The organism is Lysinibacillus phoenicis (assembly GCF_047238325.1).
GTDB lineage: Bacteria > Bacillota > Bacilli > Bacillales_A > Planococcaceae > Lysinibacillus > Lysinibacillus irui.
This window is the reverse complement of the sequence record NZ_JBDFMP010000001.1, coordinates 99,459-120,293: the sequence shown is the minus strand read 5'-3', so window position 1 is coordinate 120,293 and position 20,835 is coordinate 99,459. Positions and strand designations below refer to the sequence as shown.

General features: G+C 29.1%; 32 protein-coding genes. 10 read left to right on the top strand and 22 right to left on the bottom strand.

The genetic code is table 11. The features are described 5' to 3' along the window. Nucleotides 1–145: 145 nt before the first annotated feature. From ABC382_RS00740 to ABC382_RS00655, 18 genes are all read right to left on the bottom strand, one after another. The gene (locus tag ABC382_RS00740) at nucleotides 146–937 is read right to left on the bottom strand and encodes a hypothetical protein (protein WP_412926435.1); all 792 of its coding nucleotides are present in this window, start codon (nucleotides 935–937) and stop codon (nucleotides 146–148) included. Between the two features lie 25 nt (nucleotides 938–962). Then, nucleotides 963–1,469, bottom strand: coding sequence for a hypothetical protein (locus ABC382_RS00735; protein ID WP_412926434.1), 507 nt, complete (start codon nucleotides 1,467–1,469; stop codon nucleotides 963–965). A 34-nt stretch (nucleotides 1,470–1,503) separates the two neighbouring features. Then, the gene (locus tag ABC382_RS00730) at nucleotides 1,504–1,986 is read right to left on the bottom strand and encodes a hypothetical protein (protein ID WP_412926433.1); all 483 of its coding nucleotides are present in this window, start codon (nucleotides 1,984–1,986) and stop codon (nucleotides 1,504–1,506) included. Between the two features lie 23 nt (nucleotides 1,987–2,009). Beyond that, entirely contained in the window at nucleotides 2,010–2,315 is a 306-nt protein-coding gene (locus tag ABC382_RS00725; RefSeq protein ID WP_412926432.1) for a hypothetical protein, read from the bottom strand. A 40-nt stretch (nucleotides 2,316–2,355) separates the two neighbouring features. After that, nucleotides 2,356–2,601 carry a hypothetical protein gene (locus tag ABC382_RS00720; protein ID WP_412926431.1) on the bottom strand — a complete coding sequence of 82 codons (246 nt, stop codon included), beginning with the start codon at nucleotides 2,599–2,601 and terminating at the stop codon, nucleotides 2,356–2,358. A gap of 37 nt (nucleotides 2,602–2,638) precedes the next feature. Beyond that, nucleotides 2,639–3,076, bottom strand: a complete 438-nt coding sequence (locus tag ABC382_RS00715; protein ID WP_412926430.1) for an ASCH domain-containing protein — start codon at nucleotides 3,074–3,076, stop codon at nucleotides 2,639–2,641. Nucleotides 3,077–3,128: 52 nt separating this feature from the next. Beyond that, entirely contained in the window at nucleotides 3,129–3,605 is a 477-nt protein-coding gene (locus ABC382_RS00710; protein WP_412926429.1) for a hypothetical protein, read from the bottom strand. Between the two features lie 13 nt (nucleotides 3,606–3,618). Then, nucleotides 3,619–3,792 carry a hypothetical protein gene (locus ABC382_RS00705; RefSeq protein ID WP_412926428.1) on the bottom strand — a complete coding sequence of 58 codons (174 nt, stop codon included), beginning with the start codon at nucleotides 3,790–3,792 and terminating at the stop codon, nucleotides 3,619–3,621. A gap of 92 nt (nucleotides 3,793–3,884) precedes the next feature. After that, complete coding sequence (locus tag ABC382_RS00700; protein WP_412926427.1) at nucleotides 3,885–4,250, bottom strand: hypothetical protein; 366 nt, start codon at nucleotides 4,248–4,250, stop codon at nucleotides 3,885–3,887. Next, nucleotides 4,237–4,917 carry a hypothetical protein gene (locus ABC382_RS00695; protein ID WP_412926426.1) on the bottom strand — a complete coding sequence of 227 codons (681 nt, stop codon included), beginning with the start codon at nucleotides 4,915–4,917 and terminating at the stop codon, nucleotides 4,237–4,239. Before ABC382_RS00695 ends, ABC382_RS00700 begins: the two co-directional genes overlap by 14 nt. A gap of 45 nt (nucleotides 4,918–4,962) precedes the next feature. After that, nucleotides 4,963–5,358, bottom strand: a complete 396-nt coding sequence (locus ABC382_RS00690; RefSeq protein WP_412926425.1) for a hypothetical protein — start codon at nucleotides 5,356–5,358, stop codon at nucleotides 4,963–4,965. A 2-nt stretch (nucleotides 5,359–5,360) separates the two neighbouring features. Then, complete coding sequence (locus ABC382_RS00685; protein WP_412926424.1) at nucleotides 5,361–6,065, bottom strand: hypothetical protein; 705 nt, start codon at nucleotides 6,063–6,065, stop codon at nucleotides 5,361–5,363. Nucleotides 6,066–6,446: 381 nt separating this feature from the next. Beyond that, nucleotides 6,447–6,920: a transcriptional regulator gene (locus tag ABC382_RS00680; protein ID WP_412926423.1), complete on the bottom strand. Its 474-nt coding sequence runs from the start codon at nucleotides 6,918–6,920 to the stop codon at nucleotides 6,447–6,449. 174 nt (nucleotides 6,921–7,094) lie between these two features. After that, on the bottom strand, nucleotides 7,095–7,550 hold the full coding sequence (locus tag ABC382_RS00675; RefSeq protein ID WP_412926422.1) for a hypothetical protein: 456 nt from the start codon (nucleotides 7,548–7,550) through the stop codon (nucleotides 7,095–7,097). A 75-nt stretch (nucleotides 7,551–7,625) separates the two neighbouring features. Continuing rightward, complete coding sequence (locus ABC382_RS00670; RefSeq protein WP_412926421.1) at nucleotides 7,626–8,255, bottom strand: hypothetical protein; 630 nt, start codon at nucleotides 8,253–8,255, stop codon at nucleotides 7,626–7,628. Nucleotides 8,256–8,288: 33 nt separating this feature from the next. Then, entirely contained in the window at nucleotides 8,289–8,930 is a 642-nt protein-coding gene (locus ABC382_RS00665; protein ID WP_412926420.1) for a hypothetical protein, read from the bottom strand. Between the two features lie 36 nt (nucleotides 8,931–8,966). After that, entirely contained in the window at nucleotides 8,967–10,004 is a 1,038-nt protein-coding gene (locus ABC382_RS00660; RefSeq protein ID WP_412926419.1) for a DUF3895 domain-containing protein, read from the bottom strand. Nucleotides 10,005–10,076: 72 nt separating this feature from the next. Next, nucleotides 10,077–10,529 carry a hypothetical protein gene (locus ABC382_RS00655; RefSeq protein WP_412926418.1) on the bottom strand — a complete coding sequence of 151 codons (453 nt, stop codon included), beginning with the start codon at nucleotides 10,527–10,529 and terminating at the stop codon, nucleotides 10,077–10,079. 206 nt (nucleotides 10,530–10,735) lie between these two features. Between ABC382_RS00655 and ABC382_RS00650 the strand changes: the two genes are divergently transcribed. The 3 genes from ABC382_RS00650 to ABC382_RS00640 are packed head-to-tail and all read left to right on the top strand — an operon-like array spanning nucleotide 10,736 to nucleotide 11,896. Then, nucleotides 10,736–11,104, top strand: a complete 369-nt coding sequence (locus tag ABC382_RS00650; protein ID WP_412926417.1) for a sunset domain-containing protein — start codon at nucleotides 10,736–10,738, stop codon at nucleotides 11,102–11,104. Between the two features lie 19 nt (nucleotides 11,105–11,123). Beyond that, nucleotides 11,124–11,561 carry a hypothetical protein gene (locus ABC382_RS00645; RefSeq protein WP_412926416.1) on the top strand — a complete coding sequence of 146 codons (438 nt, stop codon included), beginning with the start codon at nucleotides 11,124–11,126 and terminating at the stop codon, nucleotides 11,559–11,561. A 23-nt stretch (nucleotides 11,562–11,584) separates the two neighbouring features. Then, nucleotides 11,585–11,896, top strand: coding sequence for a hypothetical protein (locus tag ABC382_RS00640; RefSeq protein WP_412926415.1), 312 nt, complete (start codon nucleotides 11,585–11,587; stop codon nucleotides 11,894–11,896). A 211-nt stretch (nucleotides 11,897–12,107) separates the two neighbouring features. On the opposite strand, the gene ABC382_RS00635 is transcribed toward ABC382_RS00640, so the two are convergent. The 3 genes from ABC382_RS00635 to ABC382_RS00625 form a co-directional block, all read right to left on the bottom strand. Continuing rightward, entirely contained in the window at nucleotides 12,108–12,392 is a 285-nt protein-coding gene (locus ABC382_RS00635; protein ID WP_412926414.1) for a hypothetical protein, read from the bottom strand. Nucleotides 12,393–12,609: 217 nt separating this feature from the next. Further along, nucleotides 12,610–13,350, bottom strand: coding sequence for a DUF2786 domain-containing protein (locus ABC382_RS00630; protein ID WP_412926413.1), 741 nt, complete (start codon nucleotides 13,348–13,350; stop codon nucleotides 12,610–12,612). Between the two features lie 190 nt (nucleotides 13,351–13,540). After that, a complete protein-coding gene (locus tag ABC382_RS00625; protein WP_412926412.1) occupies nucleotides 13,541–14,149 on the bottom strand; it encodes a hypothetical protein in 609 nt (202 codons plus the stop codon). A 186-nt stretch (nucleotides 14,150–14,335) separates the two neighbouring features. Here ABC382_RS00625 and ABC382_RS00620 point away from each other — a divergent pair, with 186 nt between their 5' ends. Beyond that, nucleotides 14,336–15,058 carry a hypothetical protein gene (locus ABC382_RS00620; protein WP_412926411.1) on the top strand — a complete coding sequence of 241 codons (723 nt, stop codon included), beginning with the start codon at nucleotides 14,336–14,338 and terminating at the stop codon, nucleotides 15,056–15,058. A gap of 441 nt (nucleotides 15,059–15,499) precedes the next feature. Continuing rightward, nucleotides 15,500–16,078 carry a hypothetical protein gene (locus ABC382_RS00615; RefSeq protein WP_412926410.1) on the top strand — a complete coding sequence of 193 codons (579 nt, stop codon included), beginning with the start codon at nucleotides 15,500–15,502 and terminating at the stop codon, nucleotides 16,076–16,078. A 43-nt stretch (nucleotides 16,079–16,121) separates the two neighbouring features. Here the strand turns inward: ABC382_RS00615 and ABC382_RS00610 are convergent, their stop codons facing one another. Further along, a complete protein-coding gene (locus ABC382_RS00610) occupies nucleotides 16,122–16,400 on the bottom strand; it encodes a single-stranded DNA-binding protein (protein WP_412926409.1) in 279 nt (92 codons plus the stop codon). A gap of 279 nt (nucleotides 16,401–16,679) precedes the next feature. On the opposite strand from ABC382_RS00610, the gene ABC382_RS00605 reads away from it, so the two are divergent. The 5 genes from ABC382_RS00605 (at nucleotide 16,680) to ABC382_RS00585 (ending at nucleotide 20,679) form a co-directional block, all read left to right on the top strand. After that, nucleotides 16,680–17,003 (top strand): hypothetical protein, encoded by a 324-nt coding sequence (locus ABC382_RS00605; RefSeq protein ID WP_412926408.1) that lies wholly within the window; start codon nucleotides 16,680–16,682, stop codon nucleotides 17,001–17,003. A gap of 399 nt (nucleotides 17,004–17,402) precedes the next feature. Next, on the top strand, nucleotides 17,403–17,765 hold the full coding sequence (locus ABC382_RS00600; RefSeq protein ID WP_412926407.1) for a hypothetical protein: 363 nt from the start codon (nucleotides 17,403–17,405) through the stop codon (nucleotides 17,763–17,765). 464 nt (nucleotides 17,766–18,229) lie between these two features. Beyond that, nucleotides 18,230–18,982 carry a nuclease-related domain-containing protein gene (locus ABC382_RS00595; RefSeq protein WP_412926406.1) on the top strand — a complete coding sequence of 251 codons (753 nt, stop codon included), beginning with the start codon at nucleotides 18,230–18,232 and terminating at the stop codon, nucleotides 18,980–18,982. 375 nt (nucleotides 18,983–19,357) lie between these two features. Continuing rightward, nucleotides 19,358–19,849, top strand: coding sequence for a hypothetical protein (locus tag ABC382_RS00590; RefSeq protein WP_412926405.1), 492 nt, complete (start codon nucleotides 19,358–19,360; stop codon nucleotides 19,847–19,849). An 86-nt stretch (nucleotides 19,850–19,935) separates the two neighbouring features. Further along, the gene (locus tag ABC382_RS00585) at nucleotides 19,936–20,679 is read left to right on the top strand and encodes a hypothetical protein (protein WP_412926404.1); all 744 of its coding nucleotides are present in this window, start codon (nucleotides 19,936–19,938) and stop codon (nucleotides 20,677–20,679) included. Nucleotides 20,680–20,835 lie beyond the last annotated feature (156 nt).

Below are 20,835 nucleotides of genomic sequence, written 5' to 3'. Positions count from 1 at the left end.
GTTTCATAAAGTGAAATCTATATATAAATTATATCACTTTTAGTGATTTGAACAACTAATATATGATTTTTATGTCATTTCCAAATAAAAAAAGATATTTACAGTTAAATGTAAATATCTTTGCTCTCCCAAAATAGAAAATTCTCTATTCCCACCCTTTAAAATTATGCGAAGTGGTAGTAGAATATCCAGTTCCTTCTCTAAGAGAATGCTCTATAAAATTTTGCATGACATCCTTAAAATGCTTTAAAAGATGTTTCCTTTGAATAACGATATCAACACCTCTCAAATCAACAAGCGCATTTTTGTTTTTTAATTCTATATTACTTTGAATATTGTCAACCAATTCATTTATTTTCTTTAATGTATCCATACTAAATAAATCTGTTAATTTTCTTCTATATATTGCAGTACCCTGTTCACTACATTCTTCTGTACTAATGAATAAAACTCTTTTACCATCTAGAATATCTGTAAGAATGTAAAATATTTTCTCTTTAAATGGATAATCATAACTAGTTGGTGATACTTTAATATAAAGAAAACATTTATCTTGTGCTGACTCGAAATCTGTTTCATATATATCTAATTCGTGTTTATCGACTTTTATTGTTACCTTATATTTATTAAGCATTAGTGCATTTTTCATGAAAAAAAGCTCTAACTCTCTTTCGACATAGCTATTTGGTTGTTCAATTTGTTCTTTTTTTTCATAATCATCAATCTCGTTTACACGATAACTAAATCCATCTTCACTTACCCTTTCTATTACAATTTCAACTACATCGTATTCATCACCAATAGCTTTACGTTCATCCATTGCAAATTGTAGTGTGGGTAACAGACAGCTAGACGTAGCAACTGTAACATCATCTAATTTTTCAAAATCATAAAAATAACTTTTTTTATATTGTAAGCCAAAAAACTTCATTGTCATTATTCTTCCCTCATTTCTAAACTCCTTAATTTCTACTATTCTCCCAAGCTAAAGGAATAAACATAGTTTCACCTTTTAATTGATCTTTAATATAAACGTATATTCCCTTTCCTAAATCACCTAAAAAACCATATACTTTCCAATCACATTTATTATTCTTTGATATCAATTTACCGCTATTGCATGAATATGGGTTAGTAGATATTCCATTACAAGCAGGACAACGGAATTTTTTCTCTCCTATACTTTCAAGCATTTGCTCAACAGTGTCGAATACTCTAACCTTATCAACTTTAATTTCGGGTTGGTTACAGTCTTGAAAATAATTAACAAATGAATAATTACAATCATTTGCCCAAGAAATCAATATATCATTAATTGGTAAGTCTAATTTATCCGCATAGTGCTTGGCTCTTTCAATCACCCAATTAAATTTTTCATCTACACCTGTTTCCCCCCAACCATGTTGGATGTTGGAATTGGCTTTTTCTCTCAGTTTTATATAACCTTCGCATTTTTCTAATTCACTCATAATTAACATCCTCTTTTTAATATTTTATCCATTATTATTTATTCATTTCTAAAGTGAAAAGTGGTTTCCCTAATTGTATATCTTCCGCTTCTGTAATAATATGAGCTTTAGAAATACCAATTCGATCAACTTCTTTATTGTAGGCAATGATACCATCTTCTATGGCTACTATTCCGTATTTTAGAAATACTGAACGTAATTCTGTTAAAAAATCAAAAAAATCAAGTGTCTGATTAGATGACTTCTTATAATCTGTATTTATAACTATGGAATCTACTGTATTTTTGGGTGTATCGCTTAACTTACATAATAAGTCTTTAGTTGCAACAGAATATAATTCATCTTTTCTTTTATTTTTTACAACTAGTTCACCGATCTTTTGTAATTCATCTTCATAAAGATGAATGCTGTGCTTTTTTTCATCACCATCTGTTTCTTGAGTGATTGTAATTATGTCTCCTTCCACTTCAACTAAGCATTTACTATTTCCATTGTTATAAATTACTTTACTTACCATTAAGCTCAACCTTCCTTACCTACTTATTTTTTGGTTGAGTCAACCCAACCAAACGGTTTCTTACTACTCACTACTAGTAACTTTGGGTCATTCTCTTTAACACGTGCAAAACCACCATAAAACCACATTCTACTTTCTTTATTTAAACTTGCATCATCTAGCAACTTGAAATTAATTCCATCAAAAGCTTCAATCTGAGAAAAAGAATACTCTAACTCTCCTGCGTCTAGTACCCAATCACCTTGATTCATACTCGATTTAAAAATACGTCCATAGATATAGCCATCTCCACCAATTCCGTAATAAGGCAATTCAATTTTTTTATTCAATATTGTGTAACCTCCTAACTTATTAATTAGTTGAATTATTTCAATCACAATACGAGCTTGAACTACTTGAATCACTTGAATTGCTTGAACCACTGGAATCATTTGAACTATATGATTCACAACGTTCACTTGTGATATTAGAAGCAATATTTATCGTATTGATTGTATTTAGCGAGTCATCATTTGAACCTTTATTTGTAGAACCTTTAACTGAGCGTTGAACAATGTTTTTACGTTCTTTCTGTTCTTTCCGTTTTCTCTTTTTTTCAAAAAACTTTTTTAACATGATCTTTTCCTCCCTTAGTTTATATGAAATAAATTTTTCATTTGTTGTCATTATTCCAATTCCATAAGCTTAACTGCCCTTTAGCTTCTATAGGAACTTCAAATGCTTGTACATTAGCAAGCTTCCAAGTATATCTTCCTTCTGTATAATCACCAAAAGCTACTTCCATCCCTTCTACAGTACTACCATCTGATAAAACAGAAACATATCCTATTGTAGCTTCAACTCTATTGCACTCAACCAAGTTAGCAATACCAAGCACAACGCCTGTTGGTAAATCTTCATATGAATTAATGCCATGTTTTGCTAACGCTGATTTAATCCAATAATCGTTACAGGCTTCTTTATCTATCTTCTTACCTGCATGTATCGCAATTTCCCCTCTGTGCTTTGTCTGACGTGAACGTGTTTCTAATTGCTTTTCGTTAAGTATTATAAGTGTTGCCCACGGCTGTCTTATGGTGAGGGCTTTCATAGATATTACTCCTTTCGAAAAAAGGTTTTTACTATTACAGCATTCTAGTTAATTATAATATTTCAATATTTAATCGCTTGCGTTTTTCATGCATCAGTTTAGCTTTAGCTTCTTTTGGATGTATAGGATATACAGGACGACATAAAGCACTTATTCTAATATCAGTTCCATCAATTCTGATTTCTGTGTATTCCATTATTTTATATCTTCTTTCGATACCATCTACATCTAAATTGAACGTAATACCAAGAATAGCTTCATTATTCAACTCTCTATATCTTTTAACAGATGCTTTCCATTCGACTTCAACTTCATTATCTCTCCACGGATTTCCTAATGCATGATGAATAGGAAAATTGGTATCTGATAACTTTTGAACTGTATAGTGAATTTTAATGCTCTGACTCGAAGCAAAAAATCTTTCAAATCCTAGAATAAGATAAATCTCTCCATCCACTTCTAATGTTTCACCTATTTGTTCGATTTTCTTAAAGTATCTTCTTGTACTTACAATGGTGCAAATATACATTCGAATCACCCCATTATAGTAAACCTGCTTTATGACTCTTTATTAAATCAATTCCATAGCATTCTTCTAGCTGTTCATTTGTTTGTACCAATACTACATTCGTTACTTTATGTTGTACTGCCTTTAACTCCATTTTTTTTATTAGTTCAAAAATGCTTTCATGATTATCGTTGTTATTATTTTGCATAACAGCATCTCCCTAACTGGCATTACTATGACTAAAAAAAGACAAATACAAAAAGTAGCCCTTTTTTATCTGTCTGAATAAAATCCTAAATTTTAAAAATTGAAATACACTAACGGTTCGGGTTCAATTTCAAGTTCTTTTCGATACAAATGTACAGGTGTGCTAAATTTCACCTTGCTGTAAGCCCACCATTTCAATGGTTTCCCATGTTCAATAACAACAATTTTATATTCGTACACTTTCCATTTTTCAGCATGGTTACTGATTTCTCTATCTGCACTGTTACTGTAAAAATCACTTTCAATTAATTGCTGTATTTGATCTTTATCTTTGGATAGGTAGAACGTTTCTCCGTAATAATCAACAGCTAGATAAATAGGGGCATATTCGTTTAAATCTGAAAGTGCAGTGTTTTTCAGATGACGCAAAGCCTTCCTAATAGAATTAAACTTTTCCATCTTTTTCTCTCCTTTGTAGAAGTAAATCAAAGAAAAATTCATTTTCACTTAAAATCAGTTTTATATCATCCCAAAGTTGATAAAAAGCAATTTGTATTTGTGAATCATTTTTGATTGCATTGAAATAGTTCACGATTTCACTTAAATATTGTGTTATTTCTTCTATTAAATATCCCTTGTTATTCTTAGAGTTATTAATGGCATGTGGTAAATTTTCTATTGAATCTGCCATGACACCAATTAAATATTGAGTATATACATTTTTTTCAAGTGAGCCTTTCAAAAATGCATTTCTTGTAAGCTTGTGATACTGCCACAACAAATTTGTTGCTATGTTAAGTAAGATTTCTAAATCCAAATTGGTAAAATGTTCGACTAATTTGGATTTATCTACTTGTGGAGAAGCATTGCTTGAAGAATTTAATTTTGCCCTTATTTCGTTCTCTAAAGTAAGCATCTTTTCTTCTTTCTGCTTCTGTTCATAAAACCGTTCAATGTCAGACCAAGAGAGTTCTTTGAGAGAAATATCATCAGATACAAAATTTATATGAATATTTAGCTTTTTACTTATTCTTTTTTTAGCTAGTTTTGTTGTAAGTGCATTGGTTGCATGAATACTTAAAAACTCGCCTTTGTTATTAAAAATGGCTATATATCGTTTGAACATTATTCATCCCCCTTATTTATTTTTAAACATAAACGGTATTGCTTTTTAGTTTTCTGCATTAATTTTTAATTTTATAGAAGCGGTATCTATTCCTAATTCCATTGCTTTATTTTCTAATTCCTTTAAATTCACCTCTGCCTGCAATTGGGCAATGTACTCATTTTGTATTTTTTCTTCTTTTTCATTTTTTTTAATCTGCTGTTCTATTGCAACTTCTGATTGTTTTGCTTTGATATCTTTTTCTTTACATTCATCACACAAATATAAATCACAATCCAAAATTGCTGTATGTTTCAAATTCCACGGAATTTTTTGATACAGAAAATTACTTTGATCTTTAAATGAGGGTACAGGATTTTCCGCTCCACGCTTCCCACAACAAATGCAATTATGCGGAAACACCTTTCTGAAAAGAACTTTTAAATGTTTAATAACATTCATGGCTAGGACTCCCATTCTTTTAATAAATCATTAATCCTTTTGATAGCTTGCTCATGATTAAAAGTTGTGGTTTCAGAATCTTGAGTCAGTTGGATGAATGTTTTAATTAATTGACTAGATTTTTTGTTTTGTTCTTGCATTTTCTGTATTCCTGCATATAACTGAGCAAGTTCTAAACCTGTTAAGGCTTTACTTTGAACCTCTGAGTAATTTTTTAAGCCATACCAATCTAAAAATATTTTTATAGCTTCATCAGTATCTTTTATAGATGTAGGCGACCAATAAGCTTGCCTTTCCTTATCTTTTTCTATTTGCTCGGCATTTCTATAATCATCAAAAAGACTTATATTAGTTTGGTCTTTTAATGCTTTCAATGTCATTTCTGTTACGAAAGATGCCTTATCTGCACAACAAGAGAATCCTTCTATCTTTTTTATACGACTCTCATGAAATTCCTTGTAAATTCCATTTGCAATAAAACGCACAATTGCATCGTTATGACAAGGAGCTATTTCGTAAACAGCCTGTACTATGTTTCCGAATTTATCTGCTGATATATCTAAAAAGGATAAGAAATCTGCACTAACTCTTTTTTTAACTTCTTTTAATTCATTGATTAAATATTCTTCTTTCTCTACTGTTTGCTCAAACATACCTATGCTCATAGCATTTGCAATTTCGCTAATTATGTCATCAAATTTACTCATTCAATCCCCATACCTTTCCTATTACGTTTTTTTATAAAGTTTAATAATAATATTGGATAATTAAAAAAGCTGTGATATTTATTTCAACAATCATAGGACTTACATTTACTCAATCTTTTAATTCTTGTATATCTTTATATCTTTGAATAACAAATGGTGAGGGGGTTAATCTCGAATATAGCGGTGAAATTCATCCAGTGGTGCGAGCTTTGAATAAATTGATCTTTCAATAGCATTTCTTTTGAGATAGTCGTAAATTTTTTCTTGTAGGGTTACGATTCTTGGTAATTGAGGGTTAAGATGCATTTGGCAAGGTAGACTTAGTTGTTTTAACATGTAAACACTTCCTTATATATTTTGGTTTAAATTGACTTTGAAAAACTATTTGTTCCCTTTCTGATTGATTTCTTCTATTTCAGCTTGTATTTCTATCAATCTATTTTTGCTTTTTTGAATTTCTATCGAATCATCATCTTCCATAGCTTGAAAAAGACTAGCAAGTTCATAATCAGTTTCTTCTTTTAATAAGTCGAGATATTGTGTGTTATTTTTCTTTGCTTTAGCTTCTTCTTCAATGACAATTTTATAAAGGAAATCATTAGCATTTGAAAAGAACATAAATTGATAAATAGCTAGACGGATAAATCGTCTACCTTTTTGGAAGACAAAAGTATCACTTAAATTAAGTATCTTTTTGCTTTTTATATCTATAATGATTTCACTAGCACCTACTGGAATAAAGTAGAATATTTCTTTATCCTTTTCTATTGAAATACATTGTGTATCAAAGACTAAGTGGAGAATACCATTTGTAATGCTTGAATGGATTGGTTTCATTTCTCTTATAATCAACATCGAGATTAGCCCCTTACAGATATGATAAATAAATCATTTAGTTTTCAATACGTGAATTAAATGTTTTCTTTAAGCATACCAATATTGTTTTTGTATGTAAATGTATTCCTTTAAGAAATATATTGTGATATAAAAAAACACAGTTACAGCATCTTGCTATAACCGTGTCAAATTCTAATATGCCTTTTTCTTCAATCTTTTTTTATACCCAAAACTTATTATATAAGCTACAAGTGCTATAAATAAACTATACATAATCGGAAGTATATGTATTTCAAAAAAATTGGTTTTGATCGGGTCGTAAAATTCAATTTTAAAATCATTTTCTACACCACCCACAGTGCTTCCATTATTAAATCCGATAGTGTTAACCTCAAAATAATCCTTACACCCTACTGGCAACTTTATACTACCCGAAATTTTCACATTTGAGATTGTAGAGTTTTCAGATTTCCCACTAACTGTCCCTATTAATCCCCCTGCATACTTGGAACATTCATCTTTGTTTAATGCAGATTGCTGTAATACTTGATTTAGCCTTTCGTCATGTGCTTTTTCAAGGGAAAAATAGAAGATGGCTATTGTTAGAAGTGACCATACTATTGTTAAAATAAAATTTATTTTTTTCATCGAATCCCCCTATTGTTGTTTATTTGCCATTAAAAACACAGATATAGCTAATAGCTACTCTGTGCCTTGTCTAAATTAATGAATTATCTCAGTGTGTTTGTAAATTTCAACAGCAACTAAGCTTTTATATACCTCGTTTATTTCAATGTCCTCAATTACATCGGGATAACTGATATCATTTGCAACAATAATATTAACTGTACCACTATCGTTTTTGCTAATACCGACTTCCTCTAATGGTGATTCCAAATCCATTATTTCATTAATAATGTCTTCAACACAGTTATTACTATTTATTAGGTTACAGAATGTTCTAGCGAATGAACCTTCCGTTTTGTATTCATGATCTAATATAAGCAAATTACTACCAAGTAAAAATTTCAATCTAATGCTAGTAATTTGTTCAGCATTAGAAGCACCAACGTCATAGCTTTCAATATTTGACTCTTGATATTCAAGATTATCAATCAGAAAGAAAAAGTCAACCGCTTCTCGTTGCTTTTGGTCTATTTTACTGAAAGTTCTAATGTGTTTTGATTTTAGGCGGTCTGGGTATTTCTCACAGTAATCTTGCATTAATTTATCCTGTGTAATAACGACTTCCCCATCTTTATATTCTCTCTTTACAAATACCCCCAAAGTCTTATGATGCTCTGACCATTTACCAAATTGTGTTTTTAATTCCATAAATCCGAAGTTAGTCATGTTATATTAGCTCCTTTAGTATTTCAAATACTGTTATTTTTTTAAAATCACTTTTAAAAATAGCAAGGATTTTTCAAAAGCATTATCCTTTAATCCAAAATCACTTTTTTTAGTTAGGTTATTTTGATTTTCAAACAGTTCTTTCAAATACTCACTTTCGAGAGTAATAACTTTCATTTGTTCAATCTGTTCTCTGAAATTAGTATTAATGGTATCGACAATTAAATTACATAATAAATTAAACGCTTCTATGTTGCTCGTATCTCCATCATGTACATGTAAAATACTATCTGCTTCTGTTAGTAAATTAATTACATTAACAAGATGTTCTTCCGCAAACATATATTGGTAATGGTTGGTATACGCATCTTTTAACAAATCTAATGATAACGGCATATAGCTGTTCCAATAATATGAAGCTAATGTAGTATGATAAAGCATTTTTTCCTTTTGGATTACTTCATGTTGTTCTTTTGGGATACGCTCGACACTGATTAATATGCCAAGTTCATATAACAAGCTATTTCCCCATGTGAATACCGCTCCGTTCGGAAAAATTGGTGAAGCTTCAACTTCAAAATATGATGATGTTTCCCTTCCTTTTTTTAGTTCTAACCCATCAGCTAACAATTTTGCGAAATTTCTTTTTTCTACAAATACAACATTTTTCTTCATTTTAATTTCCCTTCCTCCTTTAAAAATTGTATAAGCCTAATCCAATGTTTTTTTCGGAATTACATATAGACAATCAAAGCGGTTAGATGTTTCGAGTAAAACTAAATTACCTGTTTTAACAAATTGCTGTAGTACCAAAAATACCTCTGCATACACTTTTGGTCTTCCTGTTTTGAACAAACTACTATCTGCATCAAAGTAATCAATAAGAATAGAACAAATTCTACTTAGGCTACGTTCATTATTTAAAATGAGAAGAAAAGCAATTTCATATATCGAAGTATTGTTCTTTATATAGGGTCTGATTTTACTTACAAGAAGCTCTCTTTCATCTTCATAACTGCTGATTAATTCATCAGATATTTGAGCATCCATTTCAATTTCATTTTGCCAATTGTTAAACCTTACTTCTCTTTCTTTTCTATATTTCGCCTGTCGTTGATCTCGCTTATTCTTTTGTACTTCATATTGCTGTTCTTTATATTCTCGAACAAGCTTGTTTGCTGATTTACTGTGTCTACTAAGCAACTGCTTTCTAGCATTAAAAATCATTGCTATTTGATTTTCTAACAATGGCAATCCCAAAGCTATTTGTTCTTTCAAGTTATTTGGTATTGGAATAGACTCTCTTAAACCGATTTGTAAAGACGATAATATTTTTTCCGATTTTACACCGTTTTTTATTTTGATTAACAATTCATCTAATTCATAATCAATTTCTTTGAAACCTTTTAATACATCCTTCACAACGCCATGAGGTAAATTAACATGTTGTTCAAAGTGATTAATACCAAATTTTAAAATCTCTTTTGTTTTTTTATGTTGGACAATATACTGATACCGCAATGGTTTGCCACATTCACATCTTGTCTTTGGATTAATGAAACCACTATCAATAATCTGAACAAGTACCCAACCATCTAAGTGCTGTTCAATGAGTTCTAATGTATCAGAATCATGATTATTGATAGTAACTCCTTTTAATCGTGCCATAACATTAGCAAAAGCTGTCCTCTTACCACGTTGAATGTGATTTAACAAATAATCTCTTTGTGCAGGTGACAATGATTCCATGATTATATCTCTTTCGGTAACAGATAAATGATAGCTCATATTGAATCACTCGCTTTCTTATACCTTTCATGTTTAACTTTGGTTGTGGTAATAGGACTTTATTTCTTCAAATGATGGAATTTTATTGTAATTGTAATTATTTAAATTTACGATTTTAGGGTCTTTTGAAATAACTTCTAAAGGTTCACTAGTTTGCATTGTTAAACCAACAGTATTGATAATAGTTAATATTTGATTTACTAATGCTAAATTGTGCTTTTTATGATTTTTTCCTCTAGTTTTAAATTGCTTTGATAAATCCACTAAAATACGTTGAACTTCATTTTGGACGTTTAGTTGTTTAGTTAATTGTTCTGCTGTACTCCGACTTTTGATTACTTGTTCTACAAGAAATGAAACTTCATTAAAACTAAGTTGAATTAATGGGTTTTCACCTTTAGGAGCATTCATTTCAAACGTAGTTAGTACTTGTTGAATTTCGCTAAGAATTTTCTCCTCTGTGCATAAACCGCTTTCTGCCTTCACTCAAATCACTCCTGTCTTTATTAAATAATTCTTCCCTCCATCATGATATATACCTAAACAGCATTTCGTAAAGGCATATTCACTGTCATTGTACACGGAAAAAAATATCAATACAAATTAAAAAAAGGAAATTATTTATAAAATATTACTTTATGTTATATAATTATGATAAAAAAATCACTTTTAGAAATGTTTGGGGTGCTTATATGAAACACACTACATTAATGTGCCTTACTTTGTTGGTTGTATTTATTTTAGGGGGATGTAATTATTTAAGATTTCCTAGTAATGAACTCGAAGACGAAAAACAAATAGGAGTTAATACGCTTGATGGTGTAGGGGAACTGGTCATAGTGGAGAATGCAAGTGATTATGTATCAAACTCCGCTATTACCACAACTAGTGATTCTGCTGAAACTGTAAAATGCTTAAAAATAAAAGGGCAAATAAATAAGAATAAGCAATTAATTTACCACTTACCTACAGGGGCTTATTATCAAACGATAGTTCCCGAAGCGGTATTTTGTACAGAAGAAGATGCTAAGAATGCAGGTTATACAGCTTCCAAACGCTAATTATAGAAAGGAGATCAAAATGATCGTAAACAACAACCTAATACAAATGTATAATCTCTCAGTTCTATCCTCAGAAAAAAAGATTATACTTTCGAATCGAATTATATATAGACTCAAAAATTCCAATACAAATGAAATACCTATATATGTTAGTGTACCGATTTCTTATCAAATTTTAGAAATTGTAATAGCATATTTGCTTTTTAAAGTAAGGGAAGTTTATGAAGTAAGTACCTTGATTCTTAATGATATAGTTATGTTATTAGTAGATTGCTTTGATGGAATTATTGAATTAGAAACTACAGGTGTTCCAACTATAGATTTACATGACAACTATATTATTTGGTCGAATCATAAGAAGGAAATTATTAACCTTAACTTTTTAACACTGAACAATAATAAAGATATTTTAAATTCACTTATAAGCCAATTTGGACACGATTGCAATATATTTTAATGATGGATAAAAGGAGCTTTCATATGACTAATCATATATGTAAATGCCACTCAAATTCTACTGGAAATTTTGAAGAAGTGCCTTTAAATATTGTCTGCTTCAATTGTTTCCGCAATCATGGATATGATCTCTTTATAGTTAGTTTTAATATGAACCTAACTAATACAATTCGACATGTTGAAGTTGTTGCCCGCAACAATGAGGAAGCAAGTAGCATAACTAAAGCACATTATGCTGACATACATGTAATATCAGTTTGCCGTACTTTCGAGCGTAAGACACTAGAGGAAATAGATAATGAAATCAAAAGAAACATTATTCATACAAAACCTTAATACAAAATAAAAATGATTATATTAACAAAGTTGAGAATGATAAATCAACTTGTTAGTATAATCATTTTTTGTGACGTTATTTATGTGACGTTATTCAATGACTTAATAATGCGTTATTTTATATGTTTTCATTTAAATAATGTGACGTAATTAAACGGCTGTGACGTATTGGTGACGTATCAGTGACGCTAAGTGACGTTCATATATCACCTTAACATGTTGCTTGTAAAATCTTTGGTATGGGTCTACAACGGTTAATCAGAACGCTTCCTTTAATTATTTCTTTTGTACCCCTATTAAATAAAGTATATATACAACTACTGAAATTTGGTTTGTTCTCTAAAGCAAAATCTTCGACATCCACAAACACTAGCTCAAACTTCTCCATAGACACTTTATTTACATTACAAGCTCGCTTTTTTATATCTAACCACAGTTCATCAATTGTAAAAAGTCCTTTATCCTTAATTAACATAGAAGATTCATTTTGATACATTCTAGCACACACCCTTTATATATAGTTAAATATTTAAATCCACTTTTCATTAAAAATAAATTTCTAAAAGACAAATAATAAACAAATAATATTTCTTTTAGTGAATACATTTGAGATTATATCACTTTATTTTTCATAAAGGAACTTTTTATTCAAAATAAAAACTAATTTCCTAACAGGAATTGAATACCCTGTCGGAAATTAGTTTATTTTTTCATTATGCCGTTGTACTAATAGTTCTCTTATTAAAATCAATACCGTGTCCTTCTTTGAAGCCTAGTTTGAATAAATCCTCTGTATCGGCAAAAACATTAGGGCGTTTTACAGGATTATCTTTAGCTAAGTCGTTAAATCTTTCATGATAAGCTTTTTCTACCTCAATAGGAACAAGTAAAACTAAAGCATGTTTTGGATTATTTCTTTCTAGCTCTTGAGCTTGTTCGTAGAACTTATTTTTGAGTCCGATTAAAAAACCACGTATATATGAATTACTTAATTTATTGTTGTTATGGGGTGTTCTTGTTTGAAAAAAGTTGTTTTGATAATAATTGTCAATCGCTTTTTTAGTGTAATGGATTAATGTTGCATATCCTAATTGGTACATTTCAGAAGCTAATTCCACGTCACTTTTCTCTCCGTAATAATTAAGCTTTCGTTTTTCAACTCCATCTTCTTCGATAGCAGTTAAATATATTTTCACTCGAAAGTTACAAGCAATTGTATTTGCAAGCTCTTTCTCCCACCAAGCTAATTGTTTAAATTCAGATATTCCATTTTCATCTATAACTAAATCATTGAATGATTTCTTTTGCTTTATTTCTAAAACAGATATTTTATATTTTAACATTAATTTTTGTGCAAGAACCATAGCTGACTGTGCTTCTGATACGCTGTTTGATCTATTTGCTGTTTCAAGTAAATCACGTATTTTTTTTATAATAGATTTATTATTTTTCATAAGAAACACCTTCTTTTTTTTATAAATTAGATGCTTTAATTATACCATATTAATATAGGAAAGAGAACGTATTTTCTTATATTTTTACACTTTTTTATACATAATTAAACATTTTTAAACTCTTTTAAATAATAAAAAAACACCAATCAAAAATCTGATTGATGTAAAACGAATAAATTCAAATTTAATTTTAAAACTCCTTAAAATATGGCTTCAACTCTGGAAGGCTGTTTATAAGTTTTCCTCTAATGTTAAGTCTCTCATTAAGATTAGCGTATTGGATTGAAATGGCAAACAGCATAATTACAACACTAGGTAATTTAATACAGAATAATTCTTCATCTTTCCTCTGTTTGACCAAGAAATCTATACATGACAAGGTTTTCTTTATATCTTCAATTGCCCATAGTGTAGCTATCTCATTTTGTAAAAGCATTTTACCATTACTAATACTTGAGTAAAGTATGCTTTGACTTATAATACTAGTCAAATTCAATAATTCCAAGATTAACTTAGCATATCTTTCTTGATAATTATGTTCATTACTTTTAGAAAGCTTTTTGAAGTCCTTTACGAAAAAATCTGTTATTGCATAAGTGATTGAAGGACTCAATGTTTCATTCGATAAAGTAGAACGAAAAGCTACAGCATCATTTAAGTTAAAATCCTTTTGATCTTCTTCAATTCCCTTTATAGATATGCTTGGATTAACAGTATACCCTATATTGGGCATGTACTGATTTTTATGGGGTGTCTGTTGAATCGTTGTTATAGCTTCCTCGAATACTTCTTTGAACATATAATCCCTCCGTTCAGTTCAATTAACCATTACAAACTGATTGAATGTTGAAATGAATAAAAAAGTAACAGATACTTACATTTCTTAATGTAACAAAATACTTCACAAAAAGAAATTAATAATATATAATTTCACTAATACTTTTCTAAAAGTGAATTTTATTTGTATGAGGAGGACATTTTAGAAATGAACATTCCTAAAAAGATGATTTTTAAAACTTCTTTTGTTTTCACATTACTAATTATCTATTCTCTCTTTTTAGTAGGCTGTAATGATGAAGAAAAAGATCACAAGTCTAAAAATCAATATGAAGAAGAAATTAGCTCAGAAGAAGACAGTTCCAAAGAGAAAAAGTTAGAACAATATGCTATAGGCGTTGGTTCTTACGAGGTTGGGAATGATATTTCGGCAGGTGAATATTTGGTCGATATAGACAATTATGGGTTTGTTGAAGTATACCGAGAAAAATCAGAAGAAGAATTAAAATCGTCAGATGACATTTGGCAAGTCTTGTTCAATACAACTCTACAAGAAAAAGGAAATCTATATGTCGAAGTAAAAGAAGGAGAAAATATAGAGGTGATAGGTGCTAAACTTTATCCAATTGATAAAGCTCCAACCATCGTTTCTAAGGATAAACCTCTTTTGAAAAACGGCATGTACAAAGTTGGTCGAGATATTCCCGAAGGCACTTATGAGGTTTCACCAACTCGAAATGCAGATGTTGAAGATAGTATAACTAACAATGAGCCTAGATCAATGGTGGAAATTTATAAAACTGCTCGTTACATTGCTTCTGAGGATTTAAAAAGTATTCCAATTGATAAAACCTCAACTATACAGCTTTCTGACGGAGAATTTTTATATTTAAAGAATGTAGAAATAAATAAATCTATTAAAAACAGGTAAAACGTTATCTATATTTCTTTCGATATTAAAAAACGGAACACATTTAGTTCCGTTTTTTTCTTGCATATGATATTTAAAATTTCTTTTAAACAAATTTAAGTGTACTTAAAAGCACTACACTAAAGGAGGAATTCTAATAGATGAATAAACTTTTATTGATTATCACTTCAATCCTTCTAGGCATTGGATACGTTCTAAAATTATTCCAATACACAGGCTTGGGAAATCTTTTGCAACTTGCAGGTTGCATTGTTTTATTTTTATTTGCACTTTTAGTTATCCGAGACATAGTGATGAAGGTAATTGCTATCATTACATCCATTATTGGATTCTGTTATTTAATAATTAATATTATCCTAAACCATCATAGATTTTCGAAAATATGGGATTTATTTCATTCACTATTTTAAACGAACACTAATTTTGAAAGGATGAAAAAAGTTGAAATTAGAAGACTATTATTTTGATTATGACCAAGTAAAAGTTAACAAAGAAGAATTGGCATTTAAAAAATGGTATGAACGTGGTGTTATTAAGAGTCAAGCTATCATCCTATTGCTTAATCCTCCCCTATCAAAAAGTTCATCCTTATATATAGGCTTACTTACTGTATACATGGCAACTATGACAATAGCAAATGAAGTGATACAAAATGTTCTATTACTTCAAGTATCCACTTTTATATTATGTATTTTATTTACACCTGTGTTTTTCTTGATGGTTATAACAACTGTCTGTTCTTTCCATTATATATTTTGTTTTGTATGGGGTGGTGAAGAAGTAGCTAAGAAGACTTTAAGGGAGATTTTTTCATCTGAGAATACATTATCTTTTAAAGATGAATTTAAAATTGCAGGGAAATTGAGTTTAACAAATAATAAGGAAATAGCATCATCCAAAGATAATGTAAAGTCAGATTCTAAGGGACTGGAAAAAAAGTCAATTATAGACACCTTCCGATTGGCTAAACAGGAAGCTAGAAGAATACAAAATGAAAAAAAGAATATAAGAAAAAAATGAAAGCCTTGATAACAAGGCTTTTATCTTCTTCTTCTCATAAAAATTAAAAACTATGTGACGGCTTAACATCCAGTATAAAAATTTCAACAATATTAGGATTTCGAGTGCGTACAGCACCTTCTATTTTGATTAGATTACTGCTCTTAATACTTTCTTTTAATTGTTCAACACATTGATCTATTGCAACACATGGTATAGTATCAAACTTCCCCCCCTCCTCTCGCTGAACAGATAACACGACATTAGTAAATTGCATTCCATTTGTTGTTTTTACATCTATTGGAGATGAAATATACCCAATTAATTCCACGTTATTCATCATCGTTATCTCCTCCTATCTTTCAGTTATTTGAATTATAGTTGAAATAATATTTGATTACAATTTTAAATTGTTTCAAAATGCAATTAATAAAAAACATATTTAAAACTATATAGAATCTATATGTAATTGATACTGCATTATGTTTAAAATAATTTTGGAATCAATTATACTGAATGTAAGATACAAATTATGATGAAAATTACTTAATTATGATACTTAAATACAAAATAGAGTAATTATTGTCATTAAGCTATCTCTAACGAAAGGGGTTGCAGTAATATGAAATCCATTGCAATAAAAGGAACTAAAGGAAAGAAATTAATGAAAGATTCATTTTTTAAAAGAAGTTTTAAATTTATAAAGAATAAAATGCTTTGGCTTCTCTCCATGTGGTATATCCGTTTGTGTTTATTTGTAGCACTTAGTATTCCTATATTTTCTATTTTAAATTTTTTCTTTGGTGATAATCAAAAACTTTCACTATTTCTATTTGCTCTTATAAAAGCAATAATTTTTGTTTTTATTTGCATTACTTTAGTTGCTTTATTGTATCAACTATTTCGTTTTATTCGATTTTTACTTTATAAATATGTTCTTAAATAATATAAATCTCATACTATTAATAAAGTTCAAAATGGAAGGCGTGTGAAAGATGCTAGGGCTTCTGAAAGGTCGATTGCAATATAGGAAAGAACAATTAGAAGGTATAACTACACTAGATTGGTGGGTACATCATTTTGTACACAGCATATTAGGTATGTCTGCATTTTTTATTATTACAGCTTACTACCTTTGTATTGTTTATTTAATATTCGATTCAGTATTAGTTTTAATTTTCACCATTGTTTGTTATCTATTGTCATGTATAGGTGTACTTTGGTCGTTACTTTCTATATTAATGACTAAATACGCAAATGTATTATTTATTAAAAAACTAAAAAATAATTTTAAAAGAACAGAAGCAAAGTAATTATTAATAAAACGATCAAAGGGTGATACATTATGAATTTATTTAAAAAGAAAGAAACAGTTCTCGCTAATGAGCTATTAGATGGCGATGAAGTACTTAATGAAGAACTAATCATACAACCCCCTCCCCTGCCATTAAATATGGATTTAGTATTAAGAGAAATTAAAACTAAAGAGAGTGTTACATCTACCATTCAATTCTCAGAGAAGGTATTAGATGCCTACAGGGAATCCCCCACCCCTATTACTTTAGATATGCCTTTAGAATTAACAGCATCAAACGCAGTAGAGTTAGATTACGAAAATAAAGACAACCGCATCTATACAACACTAGTAACTATTAAATCATTAGCTTTATATACGGCATTGTCTTTTTCCCTAACTACTACCCACTAATTTTTGTACAATTTACTTCTGTTACTCTAAAGAGATATCTAAATACTTAAAACAGCTTTGGTTTAACTACCAAAGCTGTTTTTATGTAAATAAAAAACTTCTATCCATTCGGTTCAAAATGGTAGAAGTCTTTTAAAAGAAATTTTCAATTGTAAAGTTAGTAGCACCAATCGGAATCGGTTATAAATCCAATTAGAAGAAATTAAACATGCCAATCACATTAATAAATATATCATAAAGAAAAGTAATAGTCTATAAATATTTCAAAAAGAAATGTTTGACGACATTTAATTTCATAATGAAGATAATAATATTTTGAAACATTTTTAATACAAAATATTTTTAAATTAATTATAAAACAATTCAACTGTTGTTATTCATATACATAAATCATACATTGTTATACAATAAATATATATATATAAATTAAAAATACATATTAATTGATGAATGGTGGTATAACAATGACAAGCAATATAACTTTAATTGTTATTTTTACCATATTGGCACTTTTGTTTTCTCCTTGGTATTACCAACAAAAAAAATACCGTAAATCTAAAATAGATTTTGAAAACAGTAATACTTATAAAATGGGGTCATTAGGTGAAGATAAAATAAAAAAAGTGTTTAAGACTGCTTTTAAGTATGATGATGTTTATATATTAAAGAATTTATACTTACCAAAATTACTTAGAGGAAAAGCTTTAAGATATAGTGATGAATTAACGGAAATAGATATGGTAGTCATCCATCATACAGGTATTTATATTATCGAATCTAAAAATTACGAAGGTCTTATCATAGGTGACTCCAAGTTAATTTACTGGCAAGTTCATCATCAAGGTTTTACAAAGTGGTTATATAATCCTTTGTGGCAACATGGCACACACATAAGAGCTATCAGAGGACAAATTGATCTTGACTCTTATCCCTTTTATTCTTTAATCATCTTTGGAGAAGATGCCATATTATCGGATATAAAATACGAAGCATCTAAAAATAATTTTCAAGTACTTCACATAGCTGAATTGAAAGAGTTTTTAAATTCAAAACAAAAAAGGTCGAGTTTTAATAAATCATTATTATCTAGAAATGAAATGAAAATGATATATAAAGAATTAAAAAGACATACTCGTATTTCAAATAAACAAATATATATTCATTCTCAAGCAGTTCTAGCAAAAAGCAAAAAAAAACAACTAACTTCGAAAAAGTAGTTGTTTTTTTCTGTTCATAAAGGAAAATTCCTTAGTGGCTTTTTTTGCACTTGATATTTTTGTATATACAAATTCAGAATTTTCAGATAAGAATAAGGTGCTTTCTTCCGATTTCTACCGAAAACTTTTCTAAAAGAAAATATATTCTTAAATTTGTTTTCTTATTGTGTAATTGTTTTGAATTAATTATTTTAAGTAATGGAAAGATTAATTTTTATTTTCTTTATGAAAACTTTTCGGTTTTTATAATATTCCAATCATAAACACAAAAGATTTAAAACGTAATTAATTTTATTGTTAAAGATATTACTAAATGATATACTTTTTATGAAAAATTAAAACGATTTTGGAATTATTTATAATGGAGGTTTTAAGATGTCTGTCTCAAAGAAAAGTTATACTATACGTATAGGTGAATTGCATCTTGAACGACTTGATGAATTAGTGGAATATTATGCAGACTTTTACCGTAAAAATTCACCACTGGATATTAAAATTACAAAAGCAAATGTAATGGAGATCATTATAGTTCGTGAATATGATAGAGTTTTTGGAGAAAACAAAGAGGGGTCTAATGGAGAAAAACTTCTCTTTAAAGATGACATTTTATTAAATCCAATCCCTTCTGTACATGCTCAAAAAAATTCTGAGGATGCAGATAAACGAAAGTCTTTAACTAAAAAAAGCTTTACTGCACGTTTAAGTGAAGCACATTTAGAAAAACTTGAAAAATTAGTTGAGCATTATGCGGATTATTACCGTAAATCTTCACCTTTGGATATTCGATTAACTAAATCTAACGTAACTGAACTGTTAATTATAAATGAATATGAATTTGTTTTTGGTAATCAAGATGTAACTAATTAATTTTTAGTTTATACTGCCCTGCAAAATCAATGCATACTGTCATTGACTTGTGGGGCTTTTTATTAATTTGAAGGGAGTAATTCAATTTGAATGAATACCATGTTAAACAAAAACAAACAATAATTGAATCCTATCATTTACTTTCAAAAGATATTTTGAATAAAATGAATACCCTCTCTCCTTTTGATGCCTTTGACATATTATCTACAGTAGAAAATGAATGTTTAAAGGAAATTTTGCAGTCAATTATAGATTTACAAATTGCCTATTGTTTTATGAATTTTATTGATATGTATGATGATTCTCCAACCTTTTCGTTCGATGATCTCCTTTTAAATGAATTTAAAGAAGCTCAAAGAAAAAGAAAAATACCGTCTAGTATAAACTGTGATTATTTAAATTGCGTTTTAAATGCATGTAAAGATGTGTTAAACAATGTTGGGACAATAAGTGCCTGTGCTGAACACCATCTGTCAATATATAAACAAGGAACAGGTGATGGTTTCTCTGAGAGTGATATTGAAAAATTAAAAATATATATACGTGAAACAATTAATCCAAATAAACAAGTACTAGTTGAGCTAAATATTTTCGAGCTTAGAAATAAATTAGCGTATTATGATATTTTTGGTATGGTACAAGAATTTGATTATTTCACGATAGGAAAACATTTGTACTTTAAAAAATGGTTCGAAGAAAAAATTAAGAATAAGAATCTGAAAGAAGAATTAAATCTATTACCCCCTTCTAAAAGCAAATTAGAATATATTTCTTTAGCAGAACAACATATAGAAAACACCGACAAAGATATATATACGTTGCCATTCTAGTAATCAAAATTAGATTTGAAGTCACTTGGCATAAATGGTAAAATTCTATTTATAAGTATAGTAGCCTAACTGTATTCTTTACCCTCATTTGGGCGAATAGGTATACTTTTTTAAAAATTAAGAGGTTTTCATTTAGAAAATAAATTCAAGGGAGGT